Source organism: Asaccharospora irregularis DSM 2635, from assembly GCF_900129815.1.
Lineage (GTDB): Bacteria > Bacillota > Clostridia > Peptostreptococcales > Peptostreptococcaceae > Asaccharospora > Asaccharospora irregularis.
The window spans coordinates 86748-111391 of record NZ_FQWX01000005.1 but is presented as its reverse complement, the minus strand read 5'-3'; the positions used below and the strand labels follow the sequence as shown (position 1 = coordinate 111391).

Annotated in this window: 24 protein-coding genes; 20 read left to right on the top strand and 4 right to left on the bottom strand. The window is 28.0% G+C overall.

Features of this window, described 5'->3' with window-relative positions; genetic code table 11:
- From BUB34_RS04070 to BUB34_RS04045, 9 genes are all read left to right on the top strand, one after another.
- A partial coding sequence (locus BUB34_RS04070) for a restriction endonuclease subunit S (protein ID WP_200787851.1) occupies nucleotides 1–598 on the top strand: 598 nt, incomplete at its 5' end.
- Nucleotides 599–860: 262 nt separating this feature from the next.
- Nucleotides 861–4196 (top strand): DEAD/DEAH box helicase family protein, encoded by a 3336-nt coding sequence (locus tag BUB34_RS04065; RefSeq protein WP_143153305.1) that lies wholly within the window; start codon nucleotides 861–863, stop codon nucleotides 4194–4196.
- A gap of 532 nt (nucleotides 4197–4728) precedes the next feature.
- The gene (locus BUB34_RS04060) at nucleotides 4729–6150 is read left to right on the top strand and encodes an EVE domain-containing protein (protein ID WP_073124490.1); all 1422 of its coding nucleotides are present in this window, start codon (nucleotides 4729–4731) and stop codon (nucleotides 6148–6150) included.
- A gap of 210 nt (nucleotides 6151–6360) precedes the next feature.
- Nucleotides 6361–6516: a phospholipase D-like domain-containing protein gene (locus tag BUB34_RS13865; RefSeq protein WP_330392739.1), complete on the top strand. Its 156-nt coding sequence runs from the start codon at nucleotides 6361–6363 to the stop codon at nucleotides 6514–6516.
- 2 nt (nucleotides 6517–6518) lie between these two features.
- Nucleotides 6519–6785: a phospholipase D-like domain-containing protein gene (locus BUB34_RS13860; RefSeq protein WP_073124488.1), complete on the top strand. Its 267-nt coding sequence runs from the start codon at nucleotides 6519–6521 to the stop codon at nucleotides 6783–6785.
- Nucleotides 6786–6881: 96 nt separating this feature from the next.
- Nucleotides 6882–7643, top strand: coding sequence for an EFR1 family ferrodoxin (locus tag BUB34_RS04050; RefSeq protein ID WP_073124486.1), 762 nt, complete (start codon nucleotides 6882–6884; stop codon nucleotides 7641–7643).
- A gap of 187 nt (nucleotides 7644–7830) precedes the next feature.
- Entirely contained in the window at nucleotides 7831–7992 is a 162-nt protein-coding gene (locus BUB34_RS13205) for a hypothetical protein (protein WP_159430050.1), read from the top strand.
- A 148-nt stretch (nucleotides 7993–8140) separates the two neighbouring features.
- Nucleotides 8141–8263: a hypothetical protein gene (locus BUB34_RS13735; protein ID WP_278276663.1), complete on the top strand. Its 123-nt coding sequence runs from the start codon at nucleotides 8141–8143 to the stop codon at nucleotides 8261–8263.
- A complete protein-coding gene (locus tag BUB34_RS04045) occupies nucleotides 8232–8546 on the top strand; it encodes a hypothetical protein (RefSeq protein WP_073124484.1) in 315 nt (104 codons plus the stop codon). The genes BUB34_RS13735 and BUB34_RS04045 overlap by 32 nt, the downstream gene beginning before the upstream one ends.
- A 145-nt stretch (nucleotides 8547–8691) precedes the next feature.
- Here the strand turns inward: BUB34_RS04045 and BUB34_RS04040 are convergent, their stop codons facing one another.
- Nucleotides 8692–9393 (bottom strand): Fic family protein, encoded by a 702-nt coding sequence (locus BUB34_RS04040; protein WP_073124482.1) that lies wholly within the window; start codon nucleotides 9391–9393, stop codon nucleotides 8692–8694.
- A 303-nt stretch (nucleotides 9394–9696) separates the two neighbouring features.
- Complete coding sequence (locus tag BUB34_RS04035; RefSeq protein WP_073124480.1) at nucleotides 9697–10131, bottom strand: hypothetical protein; 435 nt, start codon at nucleotides 10129–10131, stop codon at nucleotides 9697–9699.
- A gap of 369 nt (nucleotides 10132–10500) precedes the next feature.
- Between BUB34_RS04035 and BUB34_RS04025 the strand changes: the two genes are divergently transcribed.
- On the top strand, nucleotides 10501–13311 hold the full coding sequence (locus BUB34_RS04025) for a DEAD/DEAH box helicase (RefSeq protein ID WP_084120159.1): 2811 nt from the start codon (nucleotides 10501–10503) through the stop codon (nucleotides 13309–13311).
- A 30-nt stretch (nucleotides 13312–13341) separates the two neighbouring features.
- Here the strand turns inward: BUB34_RS04025 and BUB34_RS04020 are convergent, their stop codons facing one another.
- The gene (locus BUB34_RS04020; RefSeq protein WP_073124474.1) at nucleotides 13342–13734 is read right to left on the bottom strand and encodes a (deoxy)nucleoside triphosphate pyrophosphohydrolase; all 393 of its coding nucleotides are present in this window, start codon (nucleotides 13732–13734) and stop codon (nucleotides 13342–13344) included.
- Between the two features lie 261 nt (nucleotides 13735–13995).
- Here BUB34_RS04020 and BUB34_RS04015 point away from each other — a divergent pair, with 261 nt between their 5' ends.
- The 5 genes from BUB34_RS04015 to BUB34_RS03995 all read left to right on the top strand — a co-directional run bounded on the left by BUB34_RS04015 (nucleotide 13996) and on the right by BUB34_RS03995 (nucleotide 18919).
- Nucleotides 13996–15006, top strand: a complete 1011-nt coding sequence (locus BUB34_RS04015; RefSeq protein ID WP_073124473.1) for a hypothetical protein — start codon at nucleotides 13996–13998, stop codon at nucleotides 15004–15006.
- Nucleotides 15007–15018: 12 nt separating this feature from the next.
- On the top strand, nucleotides 15019–15906 hold the full coding sequence (locus BUB34_RS04010; protein WP_073124471.1) for an ABC transporter ATP-binding protein: 888 nt from the start codon (nucleotides 15019–15021) through the stop codon (nucleotides 15904–15906).
- A 2-nt stretch (nucleotides 15907–15908) separates the two neighbouring features.
- Complete coding sequence (locus BUB34_RS04005) at nucleotides 15909–16667, top strand: hypothetical protein (RefSeq protein ID WP_073124468.1); 759 nt, start codon at nucleotides 15909–15911, stop codon at nucleotides 16665–16667.
- Between the two features lie 120 nt (nucleotides 16668–16787).
- Entirely contained in the window at nucleotides 16788–17507 is a 720-nt protein-coding gene (locus tag BUB34_RS04000) for a response regulator transcription factor (protein WP_073124466.1), read from the top strand.
- A gap of 2 nt (nucleotides 17508–17509) precedes the next feature.
- Nucleotides 17510–18919 carry a sensor histidine kinase gene (locus tag BUB34_RS03995; RefSeq protein ID WP_073124464.1) on the top strand — a complete coding sequence of 470 codons (1410 nt, stop codon included), beginning with the start codon at nucleotides 17510–17512 and terminating at the stop codon, nucleotides 18917–18919.
- Nucleotides 18920–19023: 104 nt separating this feature from the next.
- Here the strand turns inward: BUB34_RS03995 and BUB34_RS03990 are convergent, their stop codons facing one another.
- Complete coding sequence (locus BUB34_RS03990) at nucleotides 19024–20334, bottom strand: NCS2 family permease (protein WP_073124462.1); 1311 nt, start codon at nucleotides 20332–20334, stop codon at nucleotides 19024–19026.
- A 369-nt stretch (nucleotides 20335–20703) separates the two neighbouring features.
- Here BUB34_RS03990 and BUB34_RS03985 point away from each other — a divergent pair, with 369 nt between their 5' ends.
- The 5 genes from BUB34_RS03985 to BUB34_RS03965 all read left to right on the top strand — a co-directional run bounded on the left by BUB34_RS03985 (nucleotide 20704) and on the right by BUB34_RS03965 (nucleotide 24296).
- Entirely contained in the window at nucleotides 20704–21366 is a 663-nt protein-coding gene (locus BUB34_RS03985; protein WP_073124460.1) for a Crp/Fnr family transcriptional regulator, read from the top strand.
- Nucleotides 21367–21464: 98 nt separating this feature from the next.
- The gene (locus tag BUB34_RS03980; RefSeq protein ID WP_073124458.1) at nucleotides 21465–21965 is read left to right on the top strand and encodes an OsmC family protein; all 501 of its coding nucleotides are present in this window, start codon (nucleotides 21465–21467) and stop codon (nucleotides 21963–21965) included.
- A gap of 321 nt (nucleotides 21966–22286) precedes the next feature.
- Nucleotides 22287–22652, top strand: coding sequence for a GntR family transcriptional regulator (locus tag BUB34_RS03975; RefSeq protein ID WP_073124456.1), 366 nt, complete (start codon nucleotides 22287–22289; stop codon nucleotides 22650–22652).
- A 56-nt stretch (nucleotides 22653–22708) separates the two neighbouring features.
- Nucleotides 22709–23551, top strand: coding sequence for an ATP-binding cassette domain-containing protein (locus tag BUB34_RS03970; RefSeq protein ID WP_073124454.1), 843 nt, complete (start codon nucleotides 22709–22711; stop codon nucleotides 23549–23551).
- Nucleotides 23544–24296 carry a hypothetical protein gene (locus tag BUB34_RS03965; protein ID WP_073124452.1) on the top strand — a complete coding sequence of 251 codons (753 nt, stop codon included), beginning with the start codon at nucleotides 23544–23546 and terminating at the stop codon, nucleotides 24294–24296. The genes BUB34_RS03970 and BUB34_RS03965 overlap by 8 nt, the downstream gene beginning before the upstream one ends.
- Nucleotides 24297–24644: the final 348 nt, after the last annotated feature.

Sequence of the window (24644 nt, the reverse complement as noted above, 5' to 3'; positions counted from 1 at the left end):
TAAATCAAGATTTATCGAGATGTTTGGTGACCCAATTAGAAACGTTAAAGGCTGGAAAACAGGAAAGATGAATGATGTAGCACCTGTAGTTAACTATAAAGGTGATTTTAACAAATGCAAAGTGTGGTTACTAAATTTAGATATGGTTGAATCAAATACAGGAAATATTATTGGATATAACTATGTAACAACAGATGAAATAGGAAATTCAACTTGTACATTTGATACGACAAATATTTTATACTCAAAGCTAAGACCATACTTGAATAAAGTAGTTATACCAAATGAAATTGGATATGCTACATCTGAAATGGTTCCATTACAACCTGTAAGAGGAGTATTAAATAGATATTATTTAGCACATATGTTAAGAAATAAATCATTTGTAGATTATATAAGTGAAAAAGTTTCAGGTGCAAAAATGCCGAGAGTAACTATGAATGAATTTAGAAGTTTTGAAGTTCCAATACCACCAATAGAACTTCAAAATCAATTTGAAGACTTCGTCAAACAAGTCGAAAAATTGAAATTTGAAATTGAGACTAGTTTAAAATCATTAGAAGAGAGGCTTAACTCCTTTAATATAAAGGGTATTTAAAGAGAAATTATTAAAAAGTTGTGAGATAAAAAGATGAAAACCAATCTACATAGATGGGATATAGTCCGCGAAGGTCACTGTAAGAGGGTAAATCTTATAGTGCAATAGTTTATTAAGCAAATAAAAATAATTTATATGATGAGATTTTAGTTAATACAAGCTATTATATATATAGAGGAAGTAACGTTTATTTAGAAAAATAATCAAGGATAGAAATATATTTTAACTCAAGAAGTTAACGTTTAAAAAAGGGGGGAGGATCTTGAGTAATTTTGAGTTTTTGATAAACAAGAAAAATTTTGATAGTTTCGGCAATGCATGTATAGAAGCTGAAAAAAGTATATTAGTAAGTCCATCAACTTGTGCAACTATCACAAGGAGGGCTTTAGAGCTTGCTGTTAAGTGGCTATACACCAATGATAGTGACCTAAAGCTACCATACCAGGAAAATCTTAGTTCACTAATTCATAACAACACTTTTATAGAACTTATAGATTATGATATGCTGCCTATGCTTAAATATATAGTTAAGTTAGGGAATGTATCTGTTCATACTAATCAAATAATAGAAAGAGAAGAAGCGATACTTTCTCTTCATAATTTACATCAATTTGTTAGTTGGATAGATTACTGTTATTCAGATGAATATACTGCAACTGACTTTGATGAAGCATTATTACTTCAAGGCGAGGAGAAAAGAACAAGACCAGAAGAACTTAAAGACCTTTACGAGAGATTAAGTTCTAAAGATAAAAGGCTTGAAGAAATGATAAGGGAAAATGGGAATTTAAGAAAACAATTAACTGAAAAGAGAAAGGCTAATGCTGAAAACTATGATTTTCAAGTTGCCGAAATAAATGAATTTGAAACAAGAAAAAGATATATTGATTTAGAACTAAAACTTGCAGGGTGGGAGTTTACAAAAGATATCCGTGAAGAAGTAGAGGTTAAGGGAATGCCTAATGAAACGGGACTAGGTTACGTTGACTACGTATTATATGGTGATAACGGAAAACCTCTTGCAATAGTCGAGGCAAAAAGGACAAGTAGAGATCCTAAAGTTGGACAACATCAAGCTAAGCTTTATGCTAACTGTCTAGAAAAAAGATATAATCAAAGGCCTATAATATTTTACTCTAATGGGTTTGAGACTTTTATATGGGATGATTATTATGAAAGAAGAGTATATGGTTTCTACAAAAAGAGTGAACTTCAATTAATGGTGGATAGAAGAACATCTAAAAAAAGTTTGAGAAATATTAAAATAAATGATGATATATCAAATAGATATTATCAAAAGGAAGCTATCATAGCGGTATGTGAAGCTTTTGAAAGAAAACAAAGAAAAGCACTTTTAGTTTGCGCAACAGGTACAGGAAAAACAAGAACAGCTATTTCTATAGTGGATGTATTATCAAGGCATAATTGGGTAAAGAATGTTTTATTTTTAGCTGATAGAAAAGCTCTTGTAAAACAAGCAAAAAATAACTTTTCTAAGTTGTTACCAAATTTAGCTTTATGTAACTTATTAGATAATAAAGATAATCCGGAAGAAGCTAGAATGATATTTTCTACTTATCCAACTATGATGAATGCTATTGATGATACGAAATCTAAGGATGGAAAGAGATTGTTTACACCTGGTCACTTTGACTTAATCATTATAGATGAATCTCATAGAAGTGTTTATAAAAAGTATAAGTCAATATTTGATTATTTTGATTCATATTTAATAGGTCTTACAGCTACCCCAAAAGATGATATAGATAAAAATACTTATTCTATATTTGATATGGAAAATGGAGTGCCAACATATGCTTATGATTATGACAAGGCAGTAGAGGATGGATATTTGGTTGATTATACTAGCATTGAAATTAAAACTAAGGTTATGGAAGATGGAATTAAATATGATGAACTTAGTGAAGAAGAAAAGCTAGAGTTTGAAGAAACATTTAGTGATGATGAAAGTATAGATAATGAAATAGGGAATACAGCTATAAATGAATGGTTATTTAATACTAATACAATAGACTTAGTTTTAAAAGAGCTAATGAACAAAGGTTTAAAAGTTGAGGGTGAAGAAAAAATAGGGAAAACTATAATATTTGCTAAAAATACTAGACATGCTAAGGCTATAGTTGAAAGATTTAATAAATTATATCCACAGTATGGGAATGATTTTGCAAAGGCTGTGGATTATAGTATAGAGTATGTAGATTCTATAATTGATGATTTTTCTGAAAAAGATAAAATGCCTCAAATAGCAGTTTCTGTTGACATGCTTGATACTGGCATTGATATACCTGAGATTTTAAACCTAGTATTCTTCAAAAAGGTAAGAAGTAAGACTAAGTTTTGGCAGATGATAGGCAGAGGTACTAGATTATGCCCTGATTTATTAGGAGTAGGAATAGATAAGGAGAAGTTTTTAATATTTGATTTTGGCAATAATATCGAATTTTTCAAGTTTAATCCAAAGGGGTATGAAGGTGGAAAGGCTGAAACACTTTCAGAGAAGCTATTTAATTTAAAGGTTAGTATAGTAAAAGAACTTCAAGATCTTAAATACACAGAAGGTGAGTATGAAAAGTTTAGAAAAGAACTATTAGATGAATTAATCGCTTCTGTAAAATCTCTAGATGGGGACAGTTATTTAGTTAGGATGCATTTAAAATATGTTGAAATTTATAAAAATGAAAGTGAATGGAATGCTATAGGGGCAGTAGCTCAAGATGATATAAAAAAACATATAGCACCACTGATAATTTCATATGAGGATGATGAATTAGCAAAGAGATTTGACATCGTAATGTATAGTATAACTCTTGCATACTTACAAAATAATAACGCAACTAAGGGAATAAAGCGTGTAATATATACAGCTGAAAAGCTATCAAAATTAGGAACTGTACCACAAGTGCAAGCTCAAAAGTATATGATAGAAAAGGCTATGAGTGAAGAGTTTTGGGAAAGTGCAGATATATTTGAATTAGATAAAGTACGTATAGCACTTAGAGATCTTATTAAATACATTGAAAAATCTGCACAAACTATATATTACACAGGTTTTTCAGATATGATTATAGCTGAGGAAACTAATAATTCTATGTATAATGCAAATGACCTTAAAGATTATAAAAAGAAGGTAGAACATTATTTAAATAGTCATAAAGATGAACTGGCTATATATAAGCTGAGAAATAATAAGAAGATAACTAAGCAAGATGTAAAAACTTTAGAAGATATAATTTTTAATCAATTAGGAAATCCTTCTGATTACCAAAAAGAGTTTGGGGATACTCCAGTTACCCAGCTGGTTAGAAAGATATTAGGACTTGATAGAAATGCTGCAAATGATGCTTTTTCTGAGTTTTTAAATAATGAAAGTTTTAATTCTAAGCAAATACATTTTGTTAAACTTATAGTTGATTATGTTGTTAAGAATGGATTTATAGAGGATAATGGGGTACTAATGGAAGATCCATTTAGAACAGTAGGTGGTATAATTGATTTATTTGAAAATCATGTTGAGGAAAGAAATAAACTGATTATGACTATAAATGGACTTAAGGCAAATACATTAGATATAAGTTAATAGTAAAACTGTAGTAAAGAAATATTATAAATAGTATCATAATGCTTAATCAGTAAAATGAGATGTTGACAAAAATACTATATCTCATTTTAACACAGATAATTATATGTTATCAAAAGAGTAACCTAGGAAAATATAGGCTGTATAACATTCAGTGTTGATGGTAATAAAAGATCCATAATTATCGTTAGACAAGAGTGGAATTATTACTGTCAGCGCTATTATTTTGTAAAAAATAAACTCATGGCTTGAGACAGTGTGCCCTATAATATAGAAGTTTTGTATAATTACTTTAAAGACGAATAGAATAGTATATTGATTTTTACTTATAAAATGTGTACATATATACGTACATGCTTTATATAGAAAAAATGAGTTAAAGAATATAATATATAATTAAATCTATTTTAACAAGTCTAAAAATTATATTAGTATACAAGAGAGTTGTTAAAAGACTGAAAAATAAGACAAGCTGTTAACGTTCACTAATTTATTAAAAGTTATAGCTATATTATACAGGGGGAGTATAAAAATGGAAAAGCACGGTAAGTATAAATATGAGGTTATTTCAATACCCGCGTCTGGTACAATAGATCTTATATATAAATATGGTATACATGCACATCCAAATACAGAATCATATAACTACAAGAAAACAGAGTACTTTACATTTAGAAAATTAGGTGGAATAATGGAAAAAATATTTACAGTAGAAAGAACTATAGTAATGAAGCCAGATGATTTAAATGAGATAAGTATGTACGACATAGATGAATATACTAAAAATAGGTTAATTAATTATATAAAAGATAGAAAAAATGGATTTACTTTTGGAACTAAAGATATACCATATAAATTCTATATATTAAAATATGAAAAAGAATTGACGCACAAACCAAAGAAACCACGTCAAAATAATCAGTGTTATTTTACATTAAAAGAATTAGAAAGTGGAAAAGAATATGTAGATAGTATATCTAAAGTTAGTAAAATTCAGGATATCTCTCTCGGTGAAAACTTAAATCATTGGACATTTTTAGCTAATCCTAAATATTGGTATATAGATGATTTTTTAAATAGTGCAAAGGTAGATGATGAAATTTATTATTCAATTAGAGAATATGATAAGGATAAAATGAAGATCGGGGATATGGGAGTACTTAGAGTTGGTTCAGATTCTAGAACAAAGAAAGAATTAAATGGTAAAAATAAATTAGAATCAGGTGTATATGCAATAGTTGAGGTTACGTCAGATCCTGAATTCAAAAAAGATGATGACAGTGAGTTTTATGCCAACATTGAGGATGCAAATAAGATTAAATGGAGAGTTAGAATAAAGGTAATTAAAAATTTAATAAACACGCCTATTATATTCAATGAAAAAAATAATGCCTTTTTAAATAAGGATAAATATTTGATAAAAGGTCACCAAGCGGCTGATATGTCATTACTCAAAGATACTTATGATGAGGTTATAAATTTAATAGTTAAAAATACAAGTTTATTTATATATAAAGATGTGACTGAGGAAGATAAGTATAATTTTGGTGATAGTAAAGGTGGAATAGAAGCTTTAAATAAATTTTATGAAAAAGTTGATATTAAGAAAAAAGAAAAAATTATAAAAATTGTAGAACGAGGTAGAATAGCGAGTGAGTTCAAAAAGTATATAGGTTTTAAATGTCAAATTTGTGAGGCTTTAAATCTTAATTCATATTCTTTTAAGAAAAAAAACGGAGAATATTATGTAGAAGCCCATCATATTATACCAGTTAATGAAATTGACAATACTAAGTTATCAGTTGATAACCTAATTTGTGTATGTCCAAATCATCATAGACAGATACATTATGGTAATGTGGAACTTATATCAAATAATGAATTATATACTGAATATAAGATAGATGGAGAATTGGTTAAAATAGAGAAATCAAGATTTAGGACTGAAGAATAGATAATTGTTACCGAAAAATTTTACATGACGATTTAATCATACAATTGATTAGAGAGTAAATATCAAATATGATTCTTGATAAGACATGTTAATCATTACAATAAAATATACAAAAAATCATATAAAAGGATGCTCACTAGCTAAAATAGGGACGCATCTTTTCTTTTATGCTATAATCTAAGCATATTCATAAAAAATAAGGGGAAAATAATGGAGGAATCAAAACAACTAATTATAAATTCAAGGCACAGTAACCTACTAAATGAACTAAATAAAAGCCTTAAAGAACGTAAATCATTTTATTTTAGTGTAGCATTTATAAATTATAGTGGAGTACAGTTGTTACTAGATACATTAGCAATATAGATATGAAAATATTTATAGCAGATAGAGAAAAGGGTTTTCACACAAAGGTATACATATTTGAAAATGAGAATGATTACAAAGTTATAATAGGTTCTTCAAATATTACTCAAAGTGCCTTAAAAAGCAATATAGAGTGGAATGTAAAAATAGTTTCAAAAGAAGAGGAACCATTTATAAAAGATGCAAGTAAAAGCTATGGAAAATCTAAAAAGGTTAAGGGATCATGGGGAACCTGTCATAATAGTGATGGGTGCAATAAATGCTTTTAAATCAAGGGTTTTAGGAACTTTTGCTAAATATAATTGAAATTAATATATTAAATGAAAAGAGAACTTAATAAAATAAATAGGAAGAGTGAGGAAGAGATGCTGGGAGTATATTTTAGTGGGACTGGAAATACAAGGCATTGTATTGAGGTATTTGTGAAAGAACTTGATAAATTAGCAAAATGTATTTCTATTGAAGATGAAGAAGTTATAGAAAAAATAGATAAAAATAATTTCATTGTTTTAGGATATCCAATTTATTATAGTAATTCACCCAAAATAGTAAGAGATTTTATTCTAGATAATAAAGAAAGCTTTAAAGGTAAAAAAATCTTTATCATTACAACAATGGGATTATTTAGTGGTGATGGTACTGGCTGTAGTGCAAGGTTACTTACTAAATATGGTGCTGAAATTATAGGTGGTCTCCATTTGAAAATGCCTGATTGTATAGGTGATGTAAAATTACTAAAAAAAACATTAGAAGAAAACAAAAATCTTGTAGAACAAGCGGATGAGAAGATTAAAAAATCATCAAATAGTCTTAAAAATGGGAAAGCAACCCAGGATGGATTAGGAATTGCCTGCCATCTAGTAGGGTTATTTGGTCAGCGATTATGGTTTTACGGAAAAACTAAAAGCTATACGGATGAGCTTAAAATAAATCTTGAAAAATGCAATGGATGTGGCTCATGTGTTAGATTATGTCCAATGGGAAACTTATCTATGAAAAATGGGCAATCAATTAGCGGACAAAAATGCACCATGTGTTATCGCTGTATAAGTAATTGTCCTCAACAAGCAATTACATTAATAGGGAAAGAAGTATATGAGCAATGTAAAATAGAAAAATATATTTAATGTAAAAAAATAATTATGGATAGGTTATGTTAATTAGGATTAATCTTTACTTAACATATAAAAAACATCTTAAACTTAGTTGTAATAATTATGGTACAAGAAAAAGTAACTGTAGCTACTGGATTTTGCCAATATACCGGGATGTACTTATATTCAAATCGATGAAATTTCTAAGTAAAGAATTTTGATGCAAATTAATGGGGCACCTGATCCTGTTAGATTTATAGATAAATATGGAGCTTACCTAAACTTTGTAGCTAAAGCTGAAAAGGACGATACTATTAAAGAATTATTGATAGATGAGAATTTTGAAAAAATATTAAAAGAATTTCGGCTGTATAATATTTAGCGTTGATGGTAATAAAAAATCCATAACTGTCGTTAGACAAAAATGGACTAATTACTATCAGCGTTATTATTTTTTAAAAAATAAAGAACACATGTCAAACTCGTTGTATAATTAAGTCACCACAACAAAATAAACGAGGAGGTTTGACATGTGCTCAAATGATATTATATCAAATATTCTAGGAATTAGCGATAAAAATTTAGTATTTAGAGGAGATGGAATTGAAAAAGTAATAGGTATTGAGTGTATTAAATGCAGCACTTATATATAATAACCATCTTATGCTTAAAATTAAAAAACAAAGATTCTACTGTAAGCACTGTAATGATTCATTTATGGCTGAAAATCCACTTACAGACAAAGGGTGTTTTATCTCCAGGGACGTTAAAATTTCAATATTGCAGGATTTTTGCAAATACAAATCTATGAAACTAATTGCAGAGGAACATTGTGTATCATCAAGTACGATTTCCAGAGTACTTAGAATAGATGAATTTAAGTCTCTAAAATCAAAGATACTAAAAAGAGTATCCTTCGGATTTAGAAGTTTTTAAAATTTAAGATTAAGAGTATTACTAAGATAAAAAATACAAGTAATTTAAAAGCAGCATCTATACAGGAAAACTGTACTAGATGCTGCCTTAAAAAATTAAATATTGAATTCATCAACGGTTATTTGACAAAGAGCCACTAAAACCTCTAAACCCAAAACTCTCTATATATTTCTTTAAAATCTTCTAAGTTATTTATATAAGCGAAAATAGGTGAATAATCACCTATTTTAGATGAAGCTAAAGAGCTTCTATATAAATCCTCATTATCCCAAGATACTATTTTAAGAGGAAGGTTATTCTCTAGCATTTGTTTAAGCATCAAAAACCTTCCTATACGTCCATTACCATCCTGGAATGGATGTATACGTTCAAACCTATAGTGAAACTCTGATATTGATTCTAATGTTACATTATCAATACTAGAGTACCACTCAAGGAGTTCATCAAGCAGTGGTTCAACTTCGAATGGTTGAGCTAGCTTAATATCAGTTCCAAGAATCATATTAGGAATAGTCTTATATATCCCTGAGAAACCTCTTGAGTGTAGAGTAGTATTGAAAAAAAGACTTGAATGTAAGTTTTTTAAGAAACTATGACTTATATCTTGTCCTAAAGTATCGATAACTGTATCAAAAACATAACTAGAATTTACGGTCTCTTGAACATCATCTAAAGTATGTTTTCCTTCAACTATGTTTTTATCTATTAATAGGGCTAAAGCCTCAGTTGTAAATGTGCTTCCTTCAATTTTATTTGAATTATATAGAAAATTATGTTTTAAAACCCTATATAATGAGTTTTTAAAATCTCTTGTTTTTATTAATCTATTTAAAAATTTATCATTCATTTAATCACCCCCTAGTTTATATGTATTTAATATGATAAATAATCCCATCTCAATTGATTCTTCTGGAATACTTCTCACTTTTTTGAGAAGCTTATTGATAGGATAAATTTCTATATTTACGGATTCTTATAATATTTTTCCATAAGTTAAAACAAATCATACTCTTGTAAAATGATTATATAACAAAATATATCTATTGTGTACTTTTTAATATTTAATTTGAAACATAATAAACATTTATGTTTCCAGCTAAAGCCGAAGAATATTTAAGATGAACTATTGATTTATTAAATCAGGATTAGGTCACTTTTTATAGAAATTTTTCATTTTAATTAAATTACCTTCAAAAAGAGCTTCAATAGGAATATATTTTTTATACTTTTTATTAAGATATAATATTTCATACAAATCATCTAACATCAAGTAGTTTAAGTTACTTGATTCAAAATAGCTCTTAAATATTCCATGCATAAAAGTATTTTTAAATCCATCGAAATCATCCCCAACGCATATTATATATGGTCTATTTGGATAGAAATGTGTAAGGGGTGAAAGTCTCCTAAGTACAGAATCGTAATTTTTACTTCTTTCTACCTCGAAGGCTGCTATTATCTGATTAGAAATTGGATCATACCATAAAACATCTATTAAATCTATACTTTTTAGATCAGAACTTTCTTTGATATGAGAGAGATCTAAATCATTTAATATTTTCTTTAGTTCTTTATGATCTTTCATAATTATTTCTCCTAGTGAATAAATATTTAGTAGGTTATAAAGTTAATTTTGCCAAAATATTATGGAACTACTATAAAATGAAGGGCAATTAGACCTCAAAAGAGTTATATCGAGTATCAAAAGAACTATATTGAATATAAAAAATGGTGTAGATATTTTATATGGGATAGATATTAATAATATCTTAAATATTACAGTGGAAGAAGGTTTATGTTTGCCTGAAGATGAGAGTATTGATTTTGTGATTATAATAATTACAATAAAATATACAAAAAATCATATAAAAGGATGCTCACTAGCTAAAATAGGGACGCATCTTTTCTTTTATGCTATAATCTAAGCATATTCATAAAAAATAAGGGGAAAACAATGGAGGAATCAAAACAACTAATTATAAATTCAAGGCACAGTAATCTACTAAACGAACTAAAGAAAAGCCTTAAAGAATGTAAATCATTCTATTTTAGTGTAGCATTTATAAATTATAGTGGGGTACAGTTGTTACTAGATACATTTAAAGAGTTAGAAGAAAAAGCTATAAAGGGGAAGATAATAACTACTACATATCTAAACTTTACAGAGCCAAAGGCTTTAGAAAAAATACAAGAATTTAGTAACATAGACATGAAAATATTTATAGCAGATAGAGAAAAGGGATTTCACACAAAGGTATACATATTTGAAAACGAGAATGATTACAAAATTATAATAGGTTCTTCAAATATTACTCAAAGTGCGTTAAAAAGCAATATAGAGTGGAATGTAAAAATAGTTTCAAAAGAAGAGGAGCCATTTATAAAAGATGTCTTGAGGGAGTATAACAACCTTTGGAAAATGAGTTCGGATCTTAACGATGAAGTATTACAAAGATATATGTTATTTTTAAATGAAATAAAAAGAACTGAATCAAGAAGAAAAATGGTGTTTGATAGTGTATTACCTATTAAACCTAATAAGATGCAAGTAAAAGCTATGGAAAATCTAAAAAGGTTAAGGGATCATGGGGAAGAGAAGGCTTTAGTCATTGCAGCTACAGGGACAGGGAAAACATATATGTCAGCATTTGATGTAATGGAATTTAGACCTAAGAGGTTGTTATTTATAGTTCATAGAGAAGAAATTTTAAAGAAGGCAAAGGAAACTTTTGATAAATTATTAAGAGGAAGAAGTTTAAAAACAGGTTTATTTACTGGTAATGAAAAAGATTACGAATCAGATTATATATTTGCAACTATACAGACTATGAGTAGATATTATACTGAATTTAAAGAAGAGCATTTTGATTATATTATAGTTGATGAGGCACATCATAGTGCTACGACATCGTATCTAAATGTTTTAGATTACTTTAAACCTAAGTTTACATTAGGTATGACTGCTACTCCAGAAAGATGTGACAGTTTAAGTGTATTTGATCTTTTTGATAATAATGTAGCGTTAGAGGTTAGATTGCATGAGGCGCTTGAAGAAGATTTAGTAATACCATTTCATTATTTTGGTGTGACAGATGTGGAAGGTGTAGACTTAGAAGGTGTTAATTTAGATGACAAATCAGAGCTAGCTCAGCGTTTGATGATACATAGAAGGGTTGATTTTATTATTGAAAAGATGAACTTTTATGGACATGATGGAGAGTTTAGAAAATTATTAGGATTTTGTGTTAATATAGAACATGCGAGGTATATGGCTGAGGAGTTCAACAAAAGAGGGATAAAAAGTGTTGCACTTTGTGGAGAGGATTCTGTTGATAAAAGGCAAGAATATATTAGACAATTAGAAAGCAACAAGGATAGCTTACAAGCTATATTTACTGTTGATATTTTCAATGAAGGTGTTGATATACCTTCTATAAATACAGTTTTAATGTTAAGACCTACTGCATCTCCTATAATATTTATTCAACAATTAGGTAGAGGACTTAGAAAAAGCGGGGATAAAGAGTTTTTAACAGTACTTGATTTTATAGGAAACCATAACAAGACTTTTTTAATAGCTATAGCTCTAAATGGGGCTAGGTATTATGATAAGGATAGTATAAAAGTAGCCGTAGCTACTGATTTTGCCAATATACCGGGATGTACCCATATTCAAATCGATGAAATTTCTAAGGAAAGAATTTTGATGCAAATTGATGGGGAAAATTTTAGATCTGCACAGTATTTAAGAGATGAATATAATCAGTTTAAAATATTACGTGGTGGAAAAATACCATATCTGTTATTAGATTATATAAAATATGATGGGGCACCTGATCCTGTTAGATTTATAGATAAAGATGGAACTTACCTGAACTTTGTAGCTAAAACTGAAAAGGACGAGACTATTAAAGAATTATTGATAGATGATGATTTTGAAAAAATATTAAAAGAATTAAATACGAGTTTACCTTTAAAAAGGATAAATGAGTTTGTTATACTTAAGTATTTATTGAATCATGATAGGATTAACATAGAAATAGCAAGTAATGAAATATTAAAGTATATAAATAAAATAGACAAAGATAGTGTAATTCATGCTTTTGAATGTCTAAATCATCAATATTGGGATTCATCAATGATAAAGCAGAAAATTAAATTAGTAGAGTATAGCGATGATACTTTATATAGAAGTGACAAATTCACTAAAATAATTACTGATAAGAGATACAGAAAATATATAGAGGATGCTATTAATTATGGGATCATTAGGTATGAAAAAGAGTTCCAAGAAGAGTACTATGGAGTGCCATTTTTAAAGTTGTATGAACAGTACAAAATGATTGATATAGCACTACTTTCTAACTATAGAAAAATTCATTCTGCATTTAGGGGCAGCGGGCTTTTGACTAACGGCAATGAGTATTTTTTATTTATAGACCTTCATAAAGAACGAGGAATAGACGAAAGAATAAATTATAAGGACAAGTTTTTAGATCAAAGCTATTTTCAGTGGCAATCACCTAACTCTACAAGACAGAATACTGATAGGGGTAAGAACTTAATTAATAATAAAGATAGAAAAATTAACTTACATTTATTTGTAAGGAAATATAAAGAAATAGATAAGAAAGCACAGCCATATATTTATATAGGCAAGGGTGATACGGTAGAGTACCAAGGAGAGAAGCCTATAACAATGAAGATAAAACTTCATCAAGAAGTTCCAGTTAAAATATATAGAGAATTCATAGAAAAAATATAGATAGTAGGGATATATTAAAATAATATGTCCCTATTTTTTCATTATTTTTTCTACAATAGGAATATCTGCGGGAGCCCATATCAAAGAATTTAAACTTTCTTTTGAAAGATATACTAGCTTAGAATGTTCATTAGGAGTAGGGATACCGTCTATTAATTCGCATTTCATACCGATTAAGTTTACTATGATTTTTTCATATTCATGGGTATTTTCAGCAAATACGTTACTTGCCTTTACATTACAACTTAATTCTTCTTGTATTTCTCTTTCTATTGCCTCAAACAAAGATTCTCCTTCTTCAACTTTTCCACCTGGAAATTCCCAAAGGTTAGGTAGAGACATATTTGGGGATCTAAGGGCACATAGAATTTCGTTATTTTTATTTTCTATAATTGCAGCTACAACTTTTATTGTTTTTTTCAATTAAATCACCTCACAAAATAACATATCATAATTAATAAATTTTTTCTACATAAGTAAAGCGCCAAAAATAAAACTATAGTCTAATTAATACAACTATTTTTATATACTATCACCATTTTTATTGTCTACAGTTAAATTTAAGTTGATTTCCAGTTCCTTACTATTCATAGCAAATATTAAGGTTTATTTAAGGTTAATTTTAAGAATAATTAAACCTACTTATATATAATAATCTCATAGCAAACAGAAAGGAGAAAATATATGATAAAGTGGGAAGTCAAAAAAATATTAAAAGATAAATCAAGCATAATATCATTTATATTAATAGTATTACTATTTTTACAAATAAGCTTTGTAAAACCGATGCTAGAGACAAAAAATGAGTATTGGGATGAAGCAAAAAATAAATACGTCATAGATAATAGAGACAAAAATACAATCGCAAACGAAAAACTGAATATTAAAAAAGATACCATACAGTCAGTAATAGATTCACCCAATAGTGATAAATCATTAATAAGCATATCTAAAGAAAAAATTAGCTTAGATAATGGAAACAAATACGAAAATGTAGACTTTTATAAAGTATTTACAGAGAGATTAGATTTTTCACTATCAATTGTTATTATGATAATAATTATAGTCATGTTAGTATCAAATTTATATACAGATGAAGTGGTATCCAACGTTTCTCCAATAATATTATCGTCAAAAGAAAAAAATAAAGCACTATATTCGAAATTAATGATAGCTATACTTTTACCGATATTAGTGTACGGCATATATGCTGGGGGAACATGTTTAATAACATATTTACAATACGGAAAACCTCTAAATGGAAATCTACAGGCCTATAGAATAATTGATATAGCAGTCCTTTCTAAGGCAATGACTATAAACCAATATGCATTATCTAAAATAATAACTAATATACTTATGCTTTTGGGAATATCTATAGTCTCTCTACTTATTTCGTTCTTTAGTGACAATTCAGTAAAATCAATAAGTTTGTCTGTAGGATTTATAGTAATTGGGAAAATACTTACTTTATTTAAGTTTCTACCTAAGACCTTAATTTTACTTTTATCTATAGGAAATTATATAGATGTAATTATAGGTATGTCTAAACTAACGGGCATTTATAATGGAACGATAGAGATTTTATCAAAATCAGTAGATATATCAAATCTATGTATAAGCGTATACGGGTTAATAGTAGTATTTTCAATATTAGGGTGTATTTATAGTATAAAAAAAGCTTTAAATAAATAGGAGGCAATTACCATGAATAAATTAGAACTTATAAATGTTACAAAATCATATAAACATAAAAATGCAAATGAAAATATAAATTTAGTACTAGAAAGTGGAGTATATGGGCTTTTAGGGCCAAATGGTGCAGGAAAATCTACCTTAATGAAGCAAATAGTAACCGTAACTAGCCCTACAAATGGGAAAATATTATATAACGGTAAGGATATAAATACTTTAGATTGTGAATACAGAGCTGTAGTTGGTTATTTACCTCAGGATTTTGATGCTTATAAAAACTTTAAGGCAAGAGAATTTTTAATGTATATGGCAGCTCTTAAGGGAATGGACAAAAAAACTAGTGAAAAAAGAGTTGATGAATTATTAAAATTAGTTGGGCTTTCTGAAGTTTCAAACAAGCTAGTTTCAAAGTTTTCAGGTGGTATGAAAAGAAGAGTAGGTATTGCACAAGCTCTTTTAAATAACCCAAAGGTTTTGATATTGGATGAGCCAACAGCAGGACTTGATCCACAGGAGAGAACAAGGTTTAGAAATTTATTGTCTCAAATAGGTAGGGATACAATTGTAATACTTTCAACACATATAATATCTGATATAGAATCTGTTGCAAAAGAAACTATAATGATAAAAGACGGGAAGATATTGCTTAAAGGAACACATAAAGAAATATTAAAAGATATGGAAGGTAAGGTTTATAGTTTAGATACTGATAATGAGGATTTAATTAATGAAATACAAAATAAATATAAAGTAGTAAGTATAAATCGTGGAATAGAAAATATAAGTGTGAGATTTATAAGCGAAGTTAAACCAAATTATGAAAATATAAAACTAACAGAAGCGAAATTTGAAGATGTATATATGTTTTATTTTGACTTAGAAGATGCTAGGGAGGTGTAGGAATGTTTTCTTTAATAAAGTGGGAAATAAAAAAGAATTTAAGAATTGGGGTACTTGCAACCTGGGTGTTTGGATTGTTGATAGGATATGCAACTATTCGTACTACGTTTAATATAAATGATGTATATGCAGATATATTTAGTAAATATTTTGGACTAGCTCCAATTATGGGGCTTATAATGTTTACAATGTTTTCTGGAAGCTTTGTTTTAGAATATAATTCTAGTGCAGATGGACTAATAAAAGCCAGTAAAAAAGGAAAAGACCAATTAGTTTTAGCTAAATTTATTGGTTCTGGAATAAGTGCAAGTATTATAAATTTATCTATACTTATGACTATGGCTGGAAAAGCTATCTTGGCATTTAAATTTAATGGGCTTGATTTACCACTAAAGAGCTTATGGTATTTTGGGAATAGTGGTTCTAATATCACTGTACTTCAAATGATACTAATAGTTAGCTTAACTGTAATACTGGGGTCATTTTTATTTTCAGCAATAGGGTTATACTTTTCATCTATAAGTAAAAAGGCTACTATGCCATTTATATTTGGAGGACTTATGATGGGAATACCTTATTTATTAGAACTGAGAGGTAATCATGAAACTCTAATAAATTTACCTATAAGCGGAATGTACTCACAACAGCTTATCAGATACGCTGCACCTTTAAGCTCTTGGATAGTATTTATGGGTATAGTATTAGTATTAAATATTGTTCTGTACAATCTATCTAAAAGAAGATTTTTAAGAGAGATATAGTAGTTGAGAGATATCTCAAATCAGAATAAGTATACCAAAAAAGAGAAAAGCTTTTACTTTTCTCTTTTTTGGTATACTAAATATAAGCGAAAATATATGAAATATAATAAGGAGGATAATATGGATGAAAATATAAAAAACAGTAAAATACTTGTAGTAGATGATGAGATAGAATTATTAAATTTATTAAAAATGGTACTAGTAAAAGAGGGTTTTAAAAATATATACACTGCACAAGATGGAAGGGATGCTATAGATATATTCAAAAACAATAGTCCAGATTTAGCAATATTAGATGTAATGTTACCAGATATGGAAGGGTATGATATATGCAAAATAATAAGAAAGACATCAAATATCCCGGTATTATTTTTATCGGCAAAAGGAGAAGAATTAGACAGGGTAATGGGACTGGCAATAGGTGCTGATGATTATATAACTAAGCCGTTTAGCCCAAAAGAAGTAGCACTTAGGGTGAAAATTCAGCTTACAAAAAGTGCGATGATAAATAACAATAAACCCAATGAGAAGGAAAAAATAATTGCAACTCCATTTGAAATAGATGAGGAAAAAATAGAAGTAAGAAAAAATGGTACTATTATAGACTTGAAACCTAAAGAATATAAAATGTTTTTATATATGGCAAAGCACAAAAACCAGATTATAAGTAAGGAAAGATTTTGTGATGAGGTTTGGGGAGAAGATTTTTTTGGATTCGATAATACAATTATGGTTCATATTAGAAAGCTTAGAGAAAAATTAGAAGAAAATCCATCAAAGCCAAAGTACATTTTAAATGTAAAAGGACTAGGATATAAACTTCAGATAAAGGATAATTAAATATGAAAGTAAAATTAACTCTTAGATATATATTGAGCGTAGCAATAATTGCGATAATAGTAGTAATACTAAATATTAGTATGATTCTTTTGATAACATCATACAAAAATATAACTGAAGCTAATGATTATGGTGGAAATATTAAAATAGATAATTTCGTTAGAAACTTCAATGAACACATAGAAATGGATATTAATAATAACTTCTATATAAGTGATAGTGGCAAGAAGTTGATAGATAAAAGAAAGCTATGGATACAGATAATAGATGAGGAGAATAAGGAAGTATATAGCTATAATAAACCAAAAGTTATTAAAGAGAAACACACACCTATAGAAATAATAAATGGATATAAATATGGTGGTGGATTAGGTGATGATTCACATATATTGGCAGGCTATAAGGACGTAGATGATACTACATACACATACCTTATTGGATTTCCTATGAAGGATTTACAAAAGTATACATTTATTGAAGAGACAGACACAATGCTTAAACTAATGAGATATTCTATTATATCTATGCTAGTTGTAGATTTTTTGATAGCTATAGTTTTTGGTTATATATTTAGCAAAGATCTTACCAAACCAGTAAAAAATATTATAGGTGCTATAGATGATCTACATAATGGTGATTATGATATTTACTACAAGGAAAAAGGCTTATATTCCAATGTATTTAAAAAGTTAAATAACCTATCACACAAACTTAAAGACAATGAGTTAGAAAGAAAGAAAATAGATAAGATGAGAGATGATTGGATAGCAAATATTTCTCATGATATAAAAACTCCACTTTCATCGATAAAAGGATATGCAGAGTTTTTAGAAGAAGATTATGATTTTTCAAATGAAGAGGTAAAAACATATGCAGAGATAATAAGCAATAAGTCTAACTACATAAAAGAATTGGTTGATGACTTAAATTTGAATATGAAGCTTAAGAACAATAAATCTATATTAAATAAGGAAAAAGTTAATATAGTAACTCTAGTAAAAAACTCGGTTATAGATATATTAAATGATTCTAAATACAGCGAGGCAGATATTCGATTTGAATGTAGCGAAGATAAAATATTTACAGATATAGATAAGGTTCTTATGAAAAGGGTTTTCAATAATATAATATATAATGCACTTATTCATAATGATGAGAATGTAAAGATAGCTGTAAGTGTTTATAAGAGTGATAAAATCCACATATTGATTAGTGACAATGGGAAGGGAATAAGTAAAGAGAATCTAGAGAATATATTCAATAGGTACTATAGAGGAACAAATACTGGAGAAGCTCATAAGGGTTCGGGGCTAGGTATGTCTATAGCAAAAGAAATTGTAAGTGCGCATAGTGGAGAGATAATTCTTAACAGCGAACTAGGAAAAGGAACAGATATGGAAGTTGTATTATAGAATATAAGATTTAGAGATTAATTAGACATATTTTAGTTAATTTTAGATATAAATATAAGGTTAAAAAGGCGTCGCTCTATTTTTAAAGCGATCGCCTTTTTATTTTAATGAATAGTTCCCATAACTGCACTCATTACAAAATTAAGAATAAATAAGCCACTAAGTACATACATAGCTATAGAAACATTTTTGCCTTTATTTATAAATAAATTAAGAATTGTATAAACTATAAATCCAATAGATATACCATTTACAATATTATATGTAAAAGGTATTATTGTAATCATCAAGATTATAGATATAGTTTCTATCAAATCCCCTTTTTCTAATTCAAAGAAAGTTTGTATCATAAGTATCCCTATAAATATAAGAACACTACTTATGACCCCATCTGGTATAAGTTTTAATACAGGTATTAAGAACAATGACAATAAAAATAGTGAAGCAGATGTAAATGCCGATATTTTGCTTTTACCACCAGCACTGATTCCTGAGAAATTCTCAGCTGCAACTATAGTTGGACTTGTTCCGCATATCCCAGCAATTATATTAGATATTCCAGTTACCGTAAAGGATTTTTGGAAATCTTTTTCTCTATTCAATGCTCCTAATTGACCATATAAAATTCCCATATTTTCAAATACTATTACGATTGTTGTAGAAAATACAGCTACCATAAACGGTATAGACCAGATGTTTTTAAAGGACATCCCTAGAAATACTTCTTTAATAGCACCTATTTCAAATCCTGCAAAGTCTAAACTACTTAGATTAGTTACTCCCATAATAAGTGATAATACCGTACCAATTACTATACTTATAAGTAGGTTTCCAGGTATGTTTTTCATATTTAATATTAATATGATAATTAAGGTTATTATACTTAAAATAGTTTCTTTATCTGCGATATTACCAATACCTATCATCGTATTTTCATTTCCTACAACAAGACCACTTTTTTGAAGCCCTATAAATAAAATTAAAAATCCGACTCCTGTAGTTATTGCATATTTTAAGTTATTAGGTATAGAGTTCATAAGAATTTTAGTTAGTTTTGTACTTGCTATTAAAGTGAATATTACCCCACTTACTAATACGGCGGCTAGACCTTCTTGCCATGATAATCCCATTGATTGAACAATAGTATAAGTAAATAGAGAATTTATTCCCATTCCGGGAACTAATATAAATGGAGTATTTGCAATTACTCCCATAAGAATTGTAGATATAGTACATGTAAGTACTGTAGCTATCATAGCCGCATCCTGACTTATACCTGCATCAGATAGTATCAATGCATTAGTCATTATAATATACACGCTGGCTATAAATGTTGTAATTCCTGCCAAAACTTCTGTTTTAAAATCTTGTGTTGCAATTGTTTCTAACTTACTTTTTAATAGTTTTTGTTCCATCTTTCTTCCTCTTTATTTTTTCCCTCACCCACCCACATTAATTTAATGCCTATATATATTATCATCATTTTTTTTTATTGTCTACAATTAAATTACCTAAATAGGTTCTATTATAAAAAATAATTATATAAAAATTAAGCTTTGACTTTATCTTTATCTCTTAAGAACTTTTTTATACGTAAGAAATAATACATCAAGAAAATAATGCTATATAATATTATTTCAAATAGTTTATCGTTAAAATGTGGGTATTTAAAGTAGCATATACTATTTTGTTTTTCTTTTCTTATTTAATGTTAGAATACACAGAAGTTTGTTATAATAATTTTAATCGATGGTGTGAATTATAAAGTGAAAGGTGACGTTTTTATGTCTTATAATGATCAATTATTTCCTATTAAAACTGAAGGATTATTTCCTAGAGATTGTATTGATGAGTGGATGAATTGCGAGGAAGAATTTAACTTTAAGAAAGGCGATATCATCCCTGAATTAGGAAAGTTTAAAGATAAGATTTATCTTATAAAAAAGGGTAGTGTAAGTGTATTTCATATTCATGTTGATGGAAAAGAATGCATTGTTGGTTTACTATCTTCAGGGGATTTTATTAATCTACTTGGTATTTTTGCACAAAAAGAGAGCAGTATGGTTTTCAAGGCACTAACTGAAGTTACTGTTGTTGCTATAAAAAAGGAAAAGATAAAGAAAAAAATTGAAGATACACCTACTTTAGCAATAAATCTTCTTAGCTATTTTTCATGTGAATTCCAAGAGATAGTTGAAACTTTAGCACAAATTGCTTATGGAAAAGTTGAAGAGCGACTTATTTTTTTATTTAATAAATTAGCGTTTAATAAAGATATTGAAGATGGGTGGTGCCCTATATCTTGCTCTCTAACACACCAAGATATAGCTGGAATGGTTGGATCGACTAGAGAAACTGTAACACTACTAATTAATAAGCTAATACAAACGGGCATTATACGTCAAGATAAAGATAGAATTTGGGTTAAGTTAGGTAAATTAAATTAAAAATAAAATTGAGATATAGTAAGCCTCCTTACATACACGATTAAAAATTTGAAGTAATATTTAAATATAAATTAATTGAATCCATGGGAGGTATAGATATGAACAATATTTCATTAGAAAAATTAAATCAAACAGTTGGTGCAATTAAAGAAAATCCTGAGTTAGGGATGAAAAGATGGACTGCCAATATAAAGTGGAAGGGTGGAGTAGAAAATCAGATTGGAATTCGAAATTTTACACCTATTTTAACTGATGAACCAGAAATATTGGGAGGAACTGATAAAGGGGCTAATCCAGTTGAATATTTGACAGGGGCTTTAGGAAGTTGTTTTGCGATTACTTTTCAGGTTATGGCAAGTCAAAACGGTATAAGTTTAAAAAAGGTTGATGTTGATGTTGAAGCAGATTTGAATGCAGCTGTATTTCTAGGACTAGAAGAAGGTTATGGTGGAATCTTCAATATAGTTATAAATTTAAACGTTGCATCATCAGCTTCTGAAGATGAAATAAGAAAAATAGCAAATATTGCTTTATCAAAGTCACCAGTTTTAGAAAGTGTTAAACATAAACCAAAACTAAATATTAGTTTTGTAAAATAGATGAAAAATAAAAATATAAATGTTAAAATCTTCTTCTCATTTTGGGAGGAAGATTTTTTTACGTATAAGGAAATTATAATTAATTTTAAACTGTCAATAACTTATACAACTTAGATACTTCAATGTACTGGTCTTGCAAGTAAAAAAAATTTGAGCAAAGGACGAAGTCGTTGCGACATGAGCGAAGCGGATTTTTTATTTAATAAAAAGGTGATGTAAATATAAAATTAACTTAATCTACTTGCAAATAAAATTATTTATATATATAGTATAGATAAATGGTTAATTAGTTAAGTAACTAACCAATAAGGAGGTGAAGCTTTGAAGTTAATATTAAACGATAATGAACCAATATTTATACAAATAGCCAAGGCAATAGAGGATGAGATACTATCTCAGGGAATAAAAGAAGAAGAACAGATTCCTTCAACCACGGAATTATCAAAATTATATAAAATAAATCCTGCTACAGTTCTTAAGGGAATAAATATATTAGTAGACAACAATATATTATATAAAAAAAGAGGGATTGGTATGTTTGTAAATAAAGGGGCAAAAGAAACAATAATAATTTCTAGAAAAGAGAATTTTAAAAAAATATACATAAGAGAATTGATTCAAGAAGCTAAGAAGCTTTCTATTAACAAGGAAGATCTAATAGAGATGATAACTAATTATAAGGGGTGATACAATGGAATATTCAATAGAGGTAAAAAAATTTAAATCAAAGTTTCAAAGATAAAATTATATGTGACGATGTTTCAATAAACTTTGAAAAAGATAAAATCTATGGATTATTAGGTAAAAATGGAACGGGTAAAACAACTTTAATAAACATGATAGCATATCAACTAATAGCAAGAAGTGGTGAGATAAAGGTATTTGGCAAATCGCCTAAAGAAGATATTTCTGTTTTAGATAATTTGTGTGTAGTAAGAGAAAAAGATATTATAAAGGACTTTCATACAGAATGTAAGGTAAAGGAGGTATTCAGATTTTATTCTTACTTTTTTAGTAATTATGATTATGAACTACAAGATAAGCTTTGTAAACTATTTGAAATTAATCCTAAACTTAAATATAAAAAACTATCAAGAGGAATGAAAACTTCAGTATCAAATATAATAGGTATTTGTTCAAATGCACCAATAACAATATTTGATGAACCTACTATAGGTCTAGATGCAGTAAATAGACAAGAATTTTATAATGTATTATTAGAGAGTTATATGAAAAAAAATAGAACAGTTATCATAGCTACTCATCATATTAAAGATGTAGAGGAATTACTTGAAAAAGTAGTTATAATAAAAGATGGCAAAGTTGAGGTAGATGATTATATAGAAAAAGTAAAAGAAAAATCTTATTATATAAGTGGAAATAAAGATGATTTATCCAAATTTTCAATTTTAAAAGATAAATATCCACTTAAGTCATTTGGAAATACAGTTATGTACTACTATTATGGGGATATACCTGAAAATGATATGAGATTGATAGAAAGCTTAGATATAGAGATTGAAAATATGAAGTTAGAAGAATTATTTGTAAATATAAATAAAAAGGAGGTATGTTTATATGAGTAATTATAGACCATATTTTAAATTTATAAGAGATTTTAATATTAGAATGTTTTTAATTATATTAACTATAATTTCTGTAAATATAAGTATATCCGTATGGGCATCAATCGGTTCTGATAAGCCAGTTATAATATATAGTAGTCAATTGACTTCTATGGGAATTTTATTATGTTTTCTTTCAGGATTTTTTTATTCACTAACGTTGTTTTCTAATGCGATGAGTATAAAGGCAGATAGAGTAGGCTATCTTAAAGCTTCCCTACTTTGGGGAATAATATTATCGGTTGGTATTGCAGTGTTTTGTATTGTTGTAGATGCAGGTTTCAAAGCTTTTATAGGATCAATCACAGACAAATTGGTGCAAACTAATGCATTGATACCATCAATTAGCATAAAATCTTCTAAATTTATTTTGGGATTAGCCAATATAACTTTAACTAATTTATTTGTTTTTTCTCTTGGGTTTATGATCGGAGCAATTTGGTATAGATTTAAAATTATATATAATGTGATATTTTTTGCAGGTATACCATCAGCCTTAGGAGCTTATATAGCAAATTCATCTACAAAAAGTCCTGTATTATTAGAAGTATGGGGAAATAGGGTTTTATATAATATTGGTAAATTTATAGATAATAAGCCATTGATGGTAATGACAATTTTAACTTTCATATTTTTATTTATTTTAATAGGAGTTAGATTACTTATTAAAGCTCCGATAAAGGATTACGCACATGATTTAATATAGAAAATTTTTCAGGTGTACTTACTAAAAAGCCTGAAAGAAACGAAGTTCCAATAGAAATAAATGATATTTTGGTTGTTGAATACTACTCAAAATAATCTAAAAGACTACTTCAAGTATGAATTATACTAGGAGTAGTTTTTATTTTGTTTTTTTTATTATACTCATCAGGTAAATAACAAGTATTTGGAATGTATATAAGCTAAAGTCAATATAACTTTTCGCGTATAATAGAACTACAATATAAAACTTTCCACAATTTATCATATCTGACAATTTAGCATATCAATTGAGGCGAAAAATATTAAAAAATGTTAAAAAATGTTATAAAATAAATAATAAGGTGTGATA